This is a genomic window from Alcaligenes sp. SJTW-7, assembly GCF_047716895.1.
GTDB lineage: Bacteria > Pseudomonadota > Gammaproteobacteria > Burkholderiales > Burkholderiaceae_B > Alcaligenes > Alcaligenes ammonioxydans.
Genome location: NZ_CP136682.1, coordinates 2897093 through 2912041, shown reverse-complemented (window position 1 = coordinate 2912041; position 14949 = coordinate 2897093). Strand labels below are relative to the sequence as shown.

The following is a 14949-nucleotide window of genomic DNA, read 5'->3' as shown; positions in this document are numbered from 1 at the left end:
CGATATTTTGACTATGAGTACCTTGACTAAACGACTTCCTGGGCTGCGGCCTCGCTTCCTCTTAAGCCTGGGTGCAGCCGTGCTGTTGAGCGCCTGTGCCAGCAATGGTCAGAAACCTGAGCCCGGTCCCGACCCTTCTTCTTTTTTTGCCTCAGTGGGCAAGGCGCCGGTACGCAGCGGGCAGGCTGATCCGCGCTTTGCCAATAGCAATACGGCCTCTGCGGCCGTCACGCGGCGGGTACCGCAGCGGGTCGGGGGCAGTGCGGCGCCTATCGATTTGCCGGACCCGGCCGAGTTCCCGCAAGGCGACGACATTACGCTCAATTTTGTGGATGCGGAGCTGGATGGCGTGGTGGCGGCTCTGGCCCGTTTCACGGGTCAGAATTTTATTGTGGACCCGCGCGTGAAAGGGCAGTTGACGCTGGTGTCAGAGGTGCCGGTAGACGCCAGAACGGCCTACGAGATGCTGCTGTCGGCGCTGCGGATGCAAGGCTTTGCCGTCCTGCGTAATGGCAAGATCAGTCGGGTGGTCCCTGAAGCCGAAGCGCGCCAGCAGGGCGGTGCGGTGCGGGCGGCTGGTACCGGGGCCAGTGGCAGCGGTGAGCTGGAAACGCGGGTGTTTACCTTGCGTTATGAAAATGCGACCGCCTTGGTTCCGGTGCTGCGGCCGATGATTTCGCCCAATAATCCCATCAATGCCTACCCGTCCAACAATACGCTGGTGGTGACCGATTACGGTGACAATCTGGACCGTATCGCCCAGGTCATTGCGGGGATCGATACCCCCGCGGGCTTGAACACGGACATTATCCCGATTGACTACGGCGTGGCCCTGGATGTGGCAGCCCTGGCCTCGCAAATGCTCGATACGCCCGGCAACGATGTGGCGCAGCGCATTACGGTGGTGGCCGACCCGCGTAGCAACTCGGTCCTGGTGCGGGCAGGCAGTCCGGCCCGGCTGGATCTGGCCCGTGACCTGATCCGGCGTATTGACAGCCCGGAAAGCAATAAAGGCAATTTGCATGTGGTCTATCTGCGCAATGCTCAGGCGGTGCAGCTGGCTGAGGTGCTGCGCGGGGCCCTGACCGGTCAAGCGGCTTCGGGGAACGCGAGCACCGGGAATCAACAGTCAAATAGCAATAGCCTGGCACCCGCCGCCAATGCCGGTATCACCGGCGGTGCCAAGGCCATGGACACGTCGGCCACTGCCAAGCAGCAGCCTCAGGCCGAGATGGGTTTGAGCGCCGCAAACAGTGCCAGCGGCACCGTGGCTTTTAGCGCTGGCGGTGCCACTGTGCAGGCTGATCCATCCACGAATACGCTGATCATTTCGGCCCCCGATCCGGTTTACCGCAGCTTGCGTGAAGTGATCGATCAACTGGATCAACGTCGCGCTCAAGTGCTGGTCGAGAGCTTGATTGTGGAGGTGAATGCGGAGAATGCGGCCGAGTTTGGCATCCAGTGGATGACAGGCGGTGGCAATATTGCCGATGGAGGTTCAGGTTTTGTCGGGGGCGCCAATCTGGGCGGCAGCGGGATTAACAAGGCCGGGGTGACCACCCTGGATTCGTTGGCGGCGGGTTTAAGTCTGGGCGTGGTCAAAGGTACGGTGAACGTGCTGGGCCAGCAGATTGTCAATCTGGGCGTCCTGGCCCGGGCGATGGAGCGCCAGGGCGGCATCAATATTCTGTCCACGCCCAACCTGATGACGCTCGATAACGAAGAAGCCAGCATCATGGTGGGCCGTACCGTGCCCTTTGTGACGGGGCAGTACACGACCACGGGTGATGGGGCCAGTAATCCCTTTCAGACCATTCAGCGCGAGGATGTGGGCCTGACCCTGAAAGTGCGTCCGCAGATCTCCGAAGGTGGGACCGTCAAGATGGCTCTGTACCAGGAGGTCAGCAGCCTGGACCCTACGACGTCGGTATCACCCAGCACGCCTGTCACGCGTAAACGTGCGCTTAGTACCAATGTGCTGGTCGATGATGGGCAGATTATTGTGCTGGGCGGCTTATTGGAAGACTCGATTGAGGATGGTCAGCAGTCGGTTCCCTTGCTGGGCGATATTCCGTTGGTGGGCAATCTTTTTAAATACGAGAAGCGCAAGCGCAGCAAGACTAATCTGATGGTGTTTTTGCGCCCCCATATCGTGCGCAATGCCCAGGATAGCCAGAGTTTGTCCCTGGACCGCTACAACTATATGCGTGCGCTGCAGACCACTTTGCCGGACCGCTCCACCTGGTTCCATCCGGATGCGGAGCATATGGTGCTGCCACAAGCTGCCGGCGCGCCAGGCGCCGTCGACTTGCGGGAGACACTATGAGTCGTCTGCCGTATTCCTGGGCACGTCAGCACCGGGCCGTGCTGACGCAGCAGCAAGGCGTGGGAACGCGGGTCATCAGCGAGCGCACGCCAGATTGGGCTTTGGTGGAGTTGCGTCGTCGTTACCCCGAGTTCGAGGAACGGCAAGTGCCCGATGCCCAGCTCGACACCCTGATTGATGCCAGTTATGCGCAGGGAGACGATGCCGCCAGCGTGGTGGATGCGGCGGCCAATGAGGTGGACCTGGATCGCTTGATGCAGGAATTGCCCGCCGTGACCGATTTGCTGGAGAACCAGGACGATGCACCGGTTATCCGCATGATTAACGCCTTGTTCACCCAGGCAGTGCGGGACGGAGCGAGTGATATTCACCTGGAGCCCTATGAAACCCATTCGGTGGTGCGTTACCGGGTGGATGGCCGTTTGCGCGATATTGTCAGCCCACGGCGCGCCTTGCACGGTGCCCTGGTGTCGCGTATCAAGATCATGGCCAGTCTGGATATTGCTGAAAAGCGGCTCCCTCAGGATGGCCGCATCGCCCTGAAGGTGGGGGGGCGGGCCCTGGACCTGCGCGTATCGATTCTGCCTACCGGCCATGGCGAGCGTGCCGTCATGCGTTTGCTGGACAAGTCGGCCGGACAACTGGAGCTGGAGCGGCTGGGAATGGCCCCGGACATCCTGGCCCAGCTTGATGAGCTGATTCACCAGCCTCATGGCATTGTGCTGGTCACCGGGCCCACCGGCAGCGGGAAAACCACAACCTTGTATGCAGCCTTGGGTCGCGTCGACACAGCGCGCAGCAATGTGCTCACCGTCGAAGACCCGATTGAGTATGACTTGCCCGGCGTAGGCCAGACGCAGGTCAATCCGCGTATTGAACTTAGCTTTGCACGCGCCTTGCGTGCCATCTTGCGGCAGGACCCGGACATTATCATGATCGGAGAAATCCGCGACCTGGAAACGGCGCAGATTGCGGTGCAGGCATCCCTGACCGGCCATCTGGTCCTGGCCACCTTGCACACCAACGATGCCGTGTCTGCTGCTACCCGTCTGGTGGATATGGGGGTGGAGCCGTTTTTGCTGGCGTCCACGCTGCGCGGTGTGCTGGCCCAGCGGCTGATACGCAAGCTGTGCCTGCATTGTCGTCAGCCCGCGGACCAGGGGCAGTATCGAGCCAGCCCGGAAGGTTGTGAACAGTGCGGCCATACCGGTTACCAGGGGCGCACCGGTATTCACGAGCTGTATCGGATTGATGAGCGGGCCCAGCACCTGTTAAATGCCGCGGGTGCCGAAGCCGCCTTGCGACAGGCAGCCCGTGAATCGGGCATGCGCAGCTTGCGCGAGGATGCCCAGCGCTGGGTGGAGCAGGGCATCAGCACCCAGGAAGAAGTGTTGCGCGTCACGCGCGAGTTATAGGCGGGTCAAACAAGATGGGTACCTATCACTATGAGGCGGTGGATCAGACCGGGCGCAGCGAGCGGGGCGTCGTGGAAGCCGACAGTGAGCGTCTGGCACGCCAGCAGTTGTTGACCCGTGGTCTGTTGACTGTTTCCCTGAAAGCGGGACGAAGTCGTGCCGCCGCTCGCGCCCGTAGTGCAGGCTTGCGCCGTACCGAGCTGGCCTGGTTGACCCGTCAACTGGCCAGTCTGGTGGCGGCTGGGCTGTCTCTGGAAGCCAGTCTGGGCGTGGTGATCGAGCAGTCCACCCGACGTCCGATGGTCCAGCTGCTGGCAGCCCTGCGTGCGGATATCCGTGCCGGTCATAGCCTGAGTGATGCCTTGGCCAGTCACCCGCGCGACTTCCCGGAAATTTATCGGGCACTGGTGCGGGCGGGCGAGCAGTCCGGAGAGCTGGAGCAGGTGCTGGACCGCTTGGCCAGTTTTATCGAAGAGAGCGGTGCCTTGCGAGGCAAGGTCTTGACGGCCTTTATTTATCCCGCCATCGTCAGCCTGATTTCCGTGGCGATGGTGGTGTTCTTGCTCAGCTATGTGGTCCCGCAAGTGGTGGGCGCGTTTACTCAGGCCAAGCAGCAGTTGCCTTTGCTGACCCGTGTAATGATCAGCGCCAGCGATTTGCTGCGTGAATGGGGAGGGGTTCTGTTTCTTGTGTTGTTGCTGGGGGGCGCCCTGGTGGCGTTTCTATTGCGACAACCGGCCTTGAAGCAGGCCTTTCATCGACGCTTGTTAGGGGCGCCGATTCTGGGCAGCTATTTGCTGGGGGTGGACACTGCTCGTTTTGCTGCCACGCTGGCGATTTTGGCTGGCAGTAATGTGGCCTTGCTGACTGCTCTGGAAGCTGCCGGACGCACGGTGTCCAATCTGGCCTTGCGTGACGCCGTCAATCAGGCAGCGGTCCATGTGCGTGAGGGTCTGCCTTTGGCGAGCGCATTGCAACGCAGTGGCCTGTTTCCGCCCTTACTGGTGCAATTGATTGCCAGTGGAGAAAAAACCGGTGAACTGGCTCCCATGCTGGACCGGGCGGCAAGGACTTTGTCGACCGAGCTGGAGCGCAAGGCCCTGACCATGACTGCCTTGCTGGAGCCGTTGATGATCTTGCTGATGGGCGGCCTGGTACTGCTGATCGTGCTGGCCGTCATGTTGCCCATTATTGAGATGAATCAGTTGGTGCAGTAAGCGGGTGTGGCAATACACACATGCAAGGCGAAAGGCGCAGAGCGGTTCATCCTGATGCAGCATGCCGTGCTGGGCCTGCCCCATCACCTGGGGGCAGTCAGTAGGGCGCGGCGTGTTCAGCCCGTAGCCTGTGCTTGGCTTTTGCATTGCCCGCTTGTCTATGCGGGTCAGGTACAGAGACTTCACATTCCTTGAGGCGGTGTGCCCGTTTGCCAGGCATAGCTCACTGATGGCAGCCCCATGCGTGGGTACCTGTCGTTGCTACTACGGATGCGTAAAAAAACCCCGATGCCTGTATTTGGCATCGGGGTAAAAAGTGTGCGTGGTGCGCACACACACTTAGTTAGACAATAGAACGATAGATTCAGCGCCTTGAAGTCTTACAGGTAGGCGGGAATCCCCAGGGCTGGATCGCTGACGCCGTGCGCGCCAAACTCCACCCGGCCTGCGAAGCGGCGGTAGTAGCTGGGGTCGCTGTTGCTGCGAACCACGAAGTCGTACCAATGACCGCTGGATTTCAAGGCCCAGGATTGTTTGGACTGCTGGCCGGGTTCCACCGTGACTTCCCATGGACCGTCTTCACGATAGGCCATGGACTGGATGGTGAAGGTGCAGGCGGACTGGCCACCGTTCATCATTTCCAGATAGATATCGCCTTTGGTGATTTCGTAGCAGACACGGATCTCGGGGCGGGCGGCCTCGGCCTGGCCCAGCACGCTGACATCACCACGGAAGTGGCGGTGAAAGCCGTTCGGACCCAGTACCCACAGATCGTAGTGTCCCAGGTTGTTTGCCTGCGCGTCCCAGACATCATCGAGCATCTGGCCGGGTTCGACCATGTAGCGGCGTGGGATGCGATCCAGGTTGAGCTTGTCATAAACGTGGAATACAGCGGCCGCTTTGCCGGTGTTGGAAAACAGCAGCTGAACGCCTTTCTCGCTATCGCAGCGGGCACTGACGTGCAGTTCATAAGGCAGGGCGCGGGATGGACGCACACCCGTTTGCTGGACGGGAATACGCTGGTTGTCCACGGGCTGGGGTACCTGAGCCAGACGCTCCTGGGCACTGCGAATGGCATCGGCATCCTGACGGCTGCGTCGGCCATTCAAGGTGGGCAGTGGCTCATCGTTCGGGCTGGCGAAGTTAAAGGCCGAGGTCAGATCGCCACACACCGCGCGGCGGTAGGGGCTGATGTTCGGTTCCATCACGCCAAAGCGCTCTTCCATGAAACGGATGACAGAGGTGTGGTCAAACACCTGCGAGTTCACCCAGCCGCCACGGCTCCAGGGGGAGATGACATACATGGGAACCCGTACACCGGGGCCAAAGACCTTGCCGTCTTGCGGGGGCTGGCCGGCCAGACCCTGAGGGCTGGGGTAGTTGTAGTACTCGAAAGCCAGCTCTTCCTTGCTCAGGGTCGTCTTGCCGGCCGGTTTGCCGGTGACCGGGTCAATCGAAGGGGCCGAGGGCGAGGGGACGTGGTCAAAGAAACCATCGTTTTCGTCGAAGTTGACGAACAGAACGGTCTTGCTCCAGACCTCGGGGTTGGCCGTCAGGGCATCGAGCAGCTCCTGGGTGTACCAGGCACCTTGTACCGGGCTTGATGGGCCGGGGTGCTCAGAGTAGTTGGCTGGGGCCACGACCCAGGAAATCTGCGGCAGCGTGCCAGCTTCGACATCCTTGCGGATTTGCTCCAGAAAGCCTCCGTCGGGCATGGTGTTGGCAATGCCCTTGTACAGCGGGTTGCCAATATCGTCCGAAGGTTCGTAAGGAGTGTTGGTGGGTTTGCCCGATTGCTCGTTGGCAATGCGGTATTGCAAAAAGCCCGCCAGCGAGTTGTCGGTGAAGTTGTCGGGCAGGTTCTGGTAGACCTTCCAGCTGATTCCGGCTTCTTCCAGACGCTCAGGGTAGGTTTTCCAGGTGTAGCCGCCAACGCTTGAGGGCCGCAGGCTGTCCCAGGCGTTGTTGACGGTACATTCGCCCGAGCCGGTCGGACCGTTGGTACCCGTCCACAAGAACATGCGGTTGGAGTTCGTGCCGGTGTGCATGGAGCAATGATAGGCGTCACAGATGGTGAAGGCGTTGGCCATTGCGAACTGGAACGGCACTTCGGCTTCGCGGTAATAGCCCATGGAGTGACGGTTCTTGTGCTTGGGCCAGAAATCCATGCGACCGTGGTCCCAGGCGGCCTGACCGTCTGACCAGGAGTGGGGCGTACCGTTCACGCGCTGGGCATTGCCTTTGGTGGCATCCAGGTGATAGGGCAGGACGGTTTCGTTCGAGCTGACGTTTTGCTGCCAGACATTGCGGCCATTGGGCAGGGGAATGGTGAATCGGTCACCAAACCCGCGTACCCCTTTCAGGGTGCCAAAGTAGTGGTCAAAGGAGCGGTTCTCCTGCATCAGAACCACAATGTGTTCCACGTCCTTGATGGTGCCTGTCTTGTTGTTGGCAGGAATGGCCAAGGCCTTGCGAATGCTGGGGGGAAAGGCAGCCAGTGATCCGGCAGCCAGGCCGGCGCCAGTGACGTTACGTAGGAAGGTACGGCGTGAAGTCATTGTTCGTGATCTCGTCAACAATTAAGGGGCGCATTTGAGTTGTGCTGCGGGTTCGGGAGTGGGTTTGCCCGGCTCTGTCGGCTCTTCTGTCGAGCCGGAGCCACCCGAACTGTCCGTGTCGCTGCCGCCACCGCAAGCAGCCAGCAGGCCGCAGAGCATCAGCAGGACGGATGCGCGTTTAAGGCGCTCAACGGTGATGGAAGGGTGTGTTGGGGTCATGAAAAATCCTTGGTTGTGCAATCAGGGTTGGAGGCTGGACAGGGGCTTGCGCGATTCATAAATACTGGTCAGCTCGTCCGTGCTCAAATCGCGGTCCCAGATGGCCAGTTCGCCAAAGTCCATATTGATGTCGCTGCGGCCCCAGCGTTTGTAGTACTGGCCGGTGACGTCTTCGTTCAGCCCCAGCTCGCTGGTGCCGGTTCCGCCCAGCGCGGCGATGGTGCGGGCTTCCAGGGCGACCGATCCAAACTGCGCACCTTTTTTAGTGTCGAAGACATGTCCACGCATGATTCCCTTGGATTTGTCGATCACCACGGCCACATAGGCCCACTGGTCAGGGGTGATGTTGTAGCCCTGACTTTCATTGCGACCACCGCCATAACCGGTGTTAAAGCGGATGTCGCAACCGTTGGCGTTAAACAGGCCGAGCGCAAAGCCGGGGTTGTTGCCCGAGTCGTAGTTTTTGTTGGCCATGATGGAGGCGCCATAGCCGTGACAGTTGTCCGGGGTGCGGAACCAGAAGCCGATCGTCAGTTTTTGTGCACCACCGGTTCCCAACAGTTCGCGGCTCAAGGCCAGGCGATAGCCCCGGTTGCCATTGGCATCGGCCTTGCTGCCGAGCAGACGCAAGCCACCTTGGGGCTGGGTAGGGTCCAGGAAGTCGGCTGCCAGCAGTTCGCCGGCTGGAACGCCCGGGCTGGCTGGTTGCAGGCTGCTGCCGCCCTTGCTGTCGGTAAAAGGCTGAGCACTGAAGGTGTAATAGCTGCGCAGGCCGTCTCTCAGGGTATCGGCCAGTTTTGGAGGAGGCTGGTAGCCTGCTTCAGCTTGCAAGGTGGAGGCAGCCTGACCCGTTTTGACCGAGTAGCTCAGCGAGTAGACTTGGGCGTTCTCCGAGACAGGTAGCGGGTCGGAGTACTGGGTCGAGCCTGCGGGCAGGGTGGCAATCAGTTTGCCATCACGCATGATCTGGATTTCCTGCGAGGCATCGCCGTCCAGAACCCAGTTGAGGTCCACCATGTTTTTATCGGCTGGCTTGTTGAAGCTCAGGTTGCGGATACGGGTTTGGGCTTGCAAAGGCGAACCGCGAAAGGCGTATTGCTCACCCTGTACGCCCAGATGGGACAGAACAGTGGGAGCGATATCGATCACGGCGGCCAGCGTGTTCATGTCGGTGCTGCTGGTGACCTGGCCATCGATGGCAGGCAAGGACGCCAGGGTCTTGTTGGTGGCGATAAAGCTGGTTTTGTTGCGGTTGAACTGCGAGCCGGTGGCGCTGCCGAACTCGTCCATGCCGTAGCTGCTCGTCAGGATCAGCAACCAGTCTTCGGACGCATCAGCCTGCTTGCGCTTCTCAATCAGGGCCAGCAGCTTGTCCAGGGAAGCCAGCGACTCTTGAACCGCTTCCTGATATTGGGGGCTGCCCAATCCGGTTTGTGAGGCCGCACGAGCCGGCGCCTGGATCTGGGCCAGAATCAGGGATTTGCCCTCTTGCAGGTATTTCTGGGTCTGCTCACTGACGCAACTGTCCGAGTCGGTACAGTTGGCGGCTTCAATGATCCGGCCTTCTTGTAGGTCTGGCGCCCACAGCGTGCGGTAGTCTGCTGTGCTTACGGCCAGGGCGGCCGGTGTTGGCTCGGAGGCCAGCGCAACCAGAGTGGGGCTCTTGAGTTGTACCGGTTCCTGGCCGACGCCACGCAGGCCGTGTTGATCGGCCCAGACGCCCGTGATCAGGGAGGCCCAGCCCGGCAGGGGCAGGGTACGTTGTTCACTGGGGGTGCCGGTATAGCCGCCGGTTTGCGCCGGGGCAATAGTCAGGTTTTTCAGCGCAGGATGCTGACCCGCTTGGCGGGCTTGCTGCAGTGCGTCGTAGCTCAGACCGTCGATAGTGACAATCAGGGCTTTTTTACCACCCAATGCCTGGGGTTTATCGCCCGGCTCTACAGTGGGGGGCTCGGGATTGACATCGGGGTTTGCTGCACCATCATTGGTGCCGGAGCCGCTACCGCAAGCCGTCAGGAGCAGTGCCAGTGATAGGGAGAGCCCCGCCTGTTGCAGGCGTTGCACGGTAGGAGATTTTTGGGGACGTGAGGTGAAGGTCATACAGCCACTCAAGAAGAGGAGGTAAAAAGAGAGGCCGGACTGTGCGTGGGGGTGGGCTGCCCAGTCGGCATCGGATCAGGACTGCGGGCAGTGTAGGAAGGGCGTATGACTGCGCTGTGAACGGATCAGCAAATCCGCCGATGATTGGATTGTGTTTTATGCGGTGGGCTTGTTCAGGGCAGATAGGAAGGGCGGGGAGTGGTGACGGGCCGCGGCTCGGCGGGGATGTGGCGGTTTGATGGATGGTTTGTTACAGGGGAAGAAGGCGCGTGAGTTTTGAGCGAGTTTTTGTGCTTTAGGCTCAACGTTGTTGTTGGATGGCCGGATGGGGCGCAGCGGTCCCCTTGCCGACGCCGCGCGTCGGCACCCTTGGCAAAGTGACAATCGGGGCGCAGCCCGAACGTGCCTGTGCCTCCTGTGCATGCACCTGGAACAGTGCTCAAGGGCCTAAGGAATAATGTCTGGAATCTTTGCTTGGGCCGATGGCTGGTTTAAAGGCACGGCGGCGGTGTGGACGCGGAGTGGGGCGTAGACGATGAATGAGTGAAGCTGTAGTTGGGCGGCAGAAGGTGGTGCTCACTCGGGTCGAGCAGCCAATTCAGGCTGCTCTTGATTGGATGCATCGGGAGATGGAGTGCAGCCGGTTTTACAGCGCGTGTAGCGGTTGCGTCGGGAACGCCAGCATGGTGGGTTCGGCCAGCCCTGTCAGTGCTTGGATGACTTTTTGGGCTTGGTCCATGGGGGCGCTGCTGATGAAAGCGCTGGTGCCCGCCAGTGTTTGAGGGTTCAGGCAGTTGGCTTGTTGCAGGCGCCGATGGACTTGAGCGGCAACGGCGAAGGAAGGTTCCAGGATATGGAAGCGCGAACCACTGATGGCGTCGATAGTGGGGCGCAGGAAGGGGTAGTGGGTGCAACCCAGCACGAGTGTATCGGCCCGGCTTTGCAGGGCGGGGGCCAGGCGCTCGCGTAGTTCCGCCTCGATTTGCGGGCCGCTCAGTTGCAGGGCTTCAACGCGGTCAGCCAGTCCGGGGCAGGGAATGCGGATAATTTCAATGTCGCTGGCGTAGCGGTCGATCAGGCTTTGCAGGCCTTTGCTGTCCAGGGTGCGACTGGTAGCCATCAGGGCAACGCTACGGCTGCGGCTCAGTGCGGCAGCGGGTTTGATGGCCGGTTCGATGGCGATGATGGGAAGGTTCAGCGTGGCGCGCAGGGTCGGGGCGGCGACCAGGGTAGCCGTGTTGCAGGCGATGACCAGTGCTTTGCAGCCGTGGTCAACCAGCAGTTGTGCCATGCGCTGGGTGCGCTCAATGATCCATGCCGGGGAGCGGTCACCGTAAGGGGCGCATTGTGAGTCGGCCAGATACAGCAGATTTTCCTGGGGCAAGGATTGACGCAGGGCCCGCCAGATGGACAGGCCGCCCACGCCCGAGTCAAACAGGCCGATCGGGGCCTGAGCCAAGGGGGGCGGGATGGGTGAACTCATGGCGCTGAACGTTTCTTGTGGAGCAAAGCTCGTATTATGGCGCGTTTGTGGGGTTTGGAGCAGGCTGTGGGGGCTGCTTGGGAAGAAAGTTAAGGTTTCCAGTTGCTACGACTGGGCGTGGTTTGGGGCGGCCCAGGGCAGGCCGCCCTTTTTGTGCTTAGGCCAGTTGCTTCAAGACGCCACCGACGGCATCAAAGAGTGAATCAAGCTGAGCAGGTGTACTGGTGAAGGTGGGACCAAACTGCAGTGTGTCGCCACCAAAGCGTACGTAAAAGCCCTGTTTCCACAGTTGCAGGCCCGCTTCAAAGGGGCGGATGGCTGGGTCGCCGTTACGGGGGGCCAGCTGGATGGCGCCTGCCAGGCCGCAGTTGCGAATGTCGATCACATTCGGGCTATCGCGCAGTTGATGCAGTGCCTGCTCAAAATGCGGTGCCAGTTCGGCGGAGCGTTGCAGCAGATTGTCTTGTTCCAGCAACTGCAGGGCAGCCAGTCCGGCGGCGCAGGCGACGGGGTGGGCAGAATAGGTGTGACCGTGGCTGAATTCCACGGCGTGCAGGGGCAAGTCCTGGCCCATGAAGGTTTGGTAGATTTCTTGGCTGGCAACGACTGCGCCCATGGGGATGGCGCCGTTGGTCAACTGCTTGGCCATGGTCATGATGTCGGGGGTGACACCAAAGTATTCGGCCCCGGTGTAGGTGCCCAGGCGGCCCAGGCCGGTGATGACTTCATCAAAGACGAGCAGGATGTTGTGTTGATCGCAAATCTGGCGCAGGCGCTGCAGGTAGCCGGCAGGTGGCACCAGCACGCCTGCCGAGCCCGAAACGGGTTCGACAAACACGGCAGCGATGGTGCTGGCGTCGTGCAGTTCGATCAGTTTCAACAGTTCGTCGGCCAGGGCAGGGCCCCCTGTTTCGGGCTGGCCGCGCGTGAAGGCGCAGTCTGCCTGCAGTACGTGGGGCAGGTGGTCGGCATCCATCAACTGGCCGAACATTTTGCGGTTACCGCCTATGCCGCCCAGGCTGGTGCCGGCCACGTTCACGCCGTGGTAGCCACGAGCACGGCCAATCAGACGGGTTTTGCTGGCCTGGCCTTTGATACGCCAGTAGGCCCGCACCATCTTGACGACGGTATCGGTACATTCCGAACCGGAGTTCGTGAAGAAAACATGATCCAGACCGTCGGGGGTGTGCTGGGTCAGCTTGTCGGCCAGTTGAAATGCGGCGGGGTGTCCAAACTGAAAGGCGGGAGAGTAGTCCAGTTGCCCGAGTTGACGATGTACGGCTGCCTGGATTTCATGGCGAGCGTGTCCGGCACCACAAGTCCAAAGCCCGGACAGACTGTCAAAAATCTGGCGGCCTTCCTGATCGTAGAGCCAGTTTCCTTCCGCCTTGACGACCAGGCGCGGGTCTTGCTGGAAGTGCCGGTTCGCCGTAAAGGGCATCCAGTGGGACTGGAGATTGAGTTCACTGGCAATCTGCTGTGGCGCAAAGTAGGGTGAGTTCATAGCGGTCTCCTCAAGGCGGTGAATACCCCCAGTGTAGGTGGTTAAGTTGTTGAGTAAAATACGTTTTTATTTAACTTCACTTATTGTTTTACTCACCTATATGCAACTGAAAGGACTCTTGCAGGTTTCCGATTTTGATTTGCGCCTGTTGCGTGTGTTCAGAACGGTGGCGCAGGTGGGCAGCTTTTCGGCGGCGGAGGGCGTGTTGGGGATTACACGCTCGGCCATCAGCTTGCATATGAGTGATCTGGAAAAACGTCTGGGTGGCATGCGGCTGTGCCAGCGTGGCAGGGCAGGTTTTGCCTTGACCGAAGAGGGACGACAGGTGTTGCAGGCCAGTGAAACGCTGATGGCGGCAGTAGAAAATTTCCGTAGCGAGGTCAATCAGCTGCATTCCAGCTTGCGGGGGGATTTGAACATAGGCTTGATGAACAGTCTGATTTCCCAGCCACATATGCACATCACTTCGGCCTTGCGCACCTTGCGTCAGAACAGTGAGGCGGTACGTGTACACATCAGCATGAGTACGCCGGGAGAGATCGAGCGCGGTTTGCTGGAAGGCCGTTTGCACATGGGGGTCCTGCCCGAAACCAATGCGCTCAGTGGGTTGGAATACCGCAGGCTTTATGATGAGCCCTATTTTCTGTACTGTTCCTGGGAGCACCCACTGTTTGAGCAAGCACAACAGGGGGAGGTCTCTGCACAGTCCCTGTGTCGCGCGGCAGCGATTGCGCCTGCCTACCGTATGAGCCCGGAGGCGATTGGGCAGCACCAGGATTTGAACTGTGTCGCCACGGCCAGTGATCGGGAAGGAATTGCTTTTTTGATTCTGACGGGGCAATACATTGGTTTCTTGCCCGAGCACGTCGCCGCGCGCTGGGTGGAAAAAGAGCAGATGATTGCCGTGGACCCGCAGCAACGCCGATTTACGATTCCCTTATCGCTAGCCATGCGCAAGGACAGGCGGGCCCATGCGATTGTGGATTATTTCCTTCGTGTGCTCGAGAGCGAGTCAAGGCTCTGAAACCTGCCCCATCGGCTGACAGTCCGTCATTTCTGAAATAGCCAGGGGCGGCATAAATCGCCCGGAATCGTCGGCACAGGGTCACGGTGTTCTGCTCAGGGATGAGCGCAAACAAATCGTTAAAAGGATTAAGCGCACTGACACAGCGTAGTGTTAGGCCACACATAATCAGCCGCTAGGGTAATCGCTAGTACAGACGATAGTGCAGGCTATGTAAGAATTGCTTCGATCGCGATTTCAGATCGCTGCTATCTGTTCGAATAGAGACGACATCCGCTGCCAATGATGCCAGCGTGGGTGTTGGGCAAAAAGGCCCAGACTGGTTCAATGCTTGAATCCGTCTGGGCCTTTTCGTTTGCCTCAAATAGATCCGACTTTGCAGTTAGGTCGCAAACTAATTGAGGCCCTGCTTCGCGGCAGTATGTCATTGCGAGACACAGAGCTCACGCAGCGTCAGCACGGTCTGACGCCAGCCAGGCCGGAATCGTCACCTTGTTTTGGAGGCTTATGCCATGTTGGGTGTTGCGCTTTTCTTTATTGGGGCCGTGCTGATGGTGAATGGCGTGGGGTTGACCGGGCGTATTGAAAGTCGGGACCTGGCTCCCTTCAATTTGCTGGTGGGCTTGCTGGCGCTGTTCATCAATTTGCTGGGATTGCAGCGCGGCGAGCACATGGCAGATTATTTTGCCGTTGCCGGTGGACTGCTGTTTGCTTTCACTTATCTGTATCTGGCCGTCGTGCAGTGGCATGGCTTGAAGGGCGTGGGTTTTGGCTGGTATTGCCTGTTTGTGGCCATCAGCGCTCTGGCCTTTGCCTGGACTGCCAGTGATCCACGCCTGGTCACTTTGTGGCTTTTGTGGTCCAGCCTGTGGTTTTTGTTCTTTCTGTCCTTGGGGCTGGGCCGGTCCTTGCGCATCTTGCCCCTGTACACCGTCCTGATCGGGGTACTGACCTGCTGGTTGCCCGGTACCCTGATGTTGATGGATGCCTGGTAGTGCGGCTGGGCAGACCGGCCGGGAGGAGAGGCCGCAGGCATGCTGTTTTTTTGGAGTAACCTGATGCTCGCTCGTAGTGTTCACCGGCAGGTTTGTAGACTTGCTGCC

At 59.8% G+C, this 14949-nt stretch carries 10 protein-coding genes; 5 read left to right on the top strand and 5 right to left on the bottom strand.

The features are described from left to right. Positions 1-13 precede the first annotated feature (13 nt). The 3 genes from gspD to gspF are packed head-to-tail and all read left to right on the top strand — an operon-like array spanning position 14 to position 4958. Positions 14-2326 carry a type II secretion system secretin GspD gene (gspD, locus tag RSQ48_RS13160; RefSeq protein WP_131070831.1) on the top strand — a complete coding sequence of 771 codons (2313 nt, stop codon included), beginning with the start codon at positions 14-16 and terminating at the stop codon, positions 2324-2326. Beyond that, positions 2323-3741, top strand: coding sequence for a type II secretion system ATPase GspE (gene gspE, locus RSQ48_RS13155; protein WP_003803163.1), 1419 nt, complete (start codon positions 2323-2325; stop codon positions 3739-3741). Before gspD ends, gspE begins: the two co-directional genes overlap by 4 nt. A 14-nt stretch (positions 3742-3755) precedes the next feature. Continuing rightward, positions 3756-4958 carry a type II secretion system inner membrane protein GspF gene (gene gspF / locus RSQ48_RS13150; RefSeq protein ID WP_003803166.1) on the top strand — a complete coding sequence of 401 codons (1203 nt, stop codon included), beginning with the start codon at positions 3756-3758 and terminating at the stop codon, positions 4956-4958. A 380-nt stretch (positions 4959-5338) separates the two neighbouring features. Here gspF and RSQ48_RS13145 read toward each other — a convergent pair whose 3' ends face one another. From RSQ48_RS13145 to RSQ48_RS13125, 5 genes are all read right to left on the bottom strand, one after another. Beyond that, positions 5339-7516, bottom strand: coding sequence for a phosphocholine-specific phospholipase C (locus RSQ48_RS13145; RefSeq protein ID WP_219235039.1), 2178 nt, complete (start codon positions 7514-7516; stop codon positions 5339-5341). 21 nt (positions 7517-7537) lie between these two features. After that, positions 7538-7735 carry a hypothetical protein gene (locus RSQ48_RS13140; RefSeq protein WP_100214876.1) on the bottom strand — a complete coding sequence of 66 codons (198 nt, stop codon included), beginning with the start codon at positions 7733-7735 and terminating at the stop codon, positions 7538-7540. A 21-nt stretch (positions 7736-7756) separates the two neighbouring features. Then, the gene (locus RSQ48_RS13135; RefSeq protein WP_219235038.1) at positions 7757-9835 is read right to left on the bottom strand and encodes a LamG-like jellyroll fold domain-containing protein; all 2079 of its coding nucleotides are present in this window, start codon (positions 9833-9835) and stop codon (positions 7757-7759) included. 646 nt (positions 9836-10481) lie between these two features. After that, positions 10482-11318 carry a glutamate racemase gene (murI, locus tag RSQ48_RS13130; RefSeq protein WP_003803172.1) on the bottom strand — a complete coding sequence of 279 codons (837 nt, stop codon included), beginning with the start codon at positions 11316-11318 and terminating at the stop codon, positions 10482-10484. 157 nt (positions 11319-11475) lie between these two features. Beyond that, positions 11476-12822, bottom strand: coding sequence for an aspartate aminotransferase family protein (locus RSQ48_RS13125; protein ID WP_003803174.1), 1347 nt, complete (start codon positions 12820-12822; stop codon positions 11476-11478). 100 nt (positions 12823-12922) lie between these two features. On the opposite strand from RSQ48_RS13125, the gene RSQ48_RS13120 reads away from it, so the two are divergent. Together RSQ48_RS13120 and RSQ48_RS13115 are read left to right on the top strand one after the other, a co-directional pair. Further along, positions 12923-13846 (top strand): LysR family transcriptional regulator, encoded by a 924-nt coding sequence (locus RSQ48_RS13120; RefSeq protein WP_003803175.1) that lies wholly within the window; start codon positions 12923-12925, stop codon positions 13844-13846. A 512-nt stretch (positions 13847-14358) separates the two neighbouring features. Further along, positions 14359-14841, top strand: a complete 483-nt coding sequence (locus RSQ48_RS13115; protein WP_415301873.1) for an AmiS/UreI family transporter — start codon at positions 14359-14361, stop codon at positions 14839-14841. Positions 14842-14949 lie beyond the last annotated feature (108 nt).

Bases quoted from the DNA above. Each gene is read 5' to 3' on its own strand.
- RSQ48_RS13115 (WP_415301873.1), top strand. From the start codon at position 14,359: ATGTTGGGTGTTGCGCTTTTCTTTATTGGGGCCGTGCTGATGGTGAAT.
- RSQ48_RS13120 (WP_003803175.1), top strand. From the start codon at position 12,923: ATGCAACTGAAAGGACTCTTGCAGGTTTCCGATTTTGATTTGCGCCTG.
- gspE (WP_003803163.1), top strand. From the start codon at position 2,323: ATGAGTCGTCTGCCGTATTCCTGGGCACGTCAGCACCGGGCCGTGCTG.
- RSQ48_RS13140 (WP_100214876.1), bottom strand. From the start codon at position 7,735: ATGACCCCAACACACCCTTCCATCACCGTTGAGCGCCTTAAACGCGCA.
- RSQ48_RS13145 (WP_219235039.1), bottom strand. From the start codon at position 7,516: ATGACTTCACGCCGTACCTTCCTACGTAACGTCACTGGCGCCGGCCTG.
- murI (WP_003803172.1), bottom strand. From the start codon at position 11,318: ATGAGTTCACCCATCCCGCCCCCCTTGGCTCAGGCCCCGATCGGCCTG.
- RSQ48_RS13125 (WP_003803174.1), bottom strand. From the start codon at position 12,822: ATGAACTCACCCTACTTTGCGCCACAGCAGATTGCCAGTGAACTCAAT.
- RSQ48_RS13135 (WP_219235038.1), bottom strand. From the start codon at position 9,835: ATGACCTTCACCTCACGTCCCCAAAAATCTCCTACCGTGCAACGCCTG.
- gspF (WP_003803166.1), top strand. From the start codon at position 3,756: ATGGGTACCTATCACTATGAGGCGGTGGATCAGACCGGGCGCAGCGAG.
- gspD (WP_131070831.1), top strand. From the start codon at position 14: ATGAGTACCTTGACTAAACGACTTCCTGGGCTGCGGCCTCGCTTCCTC.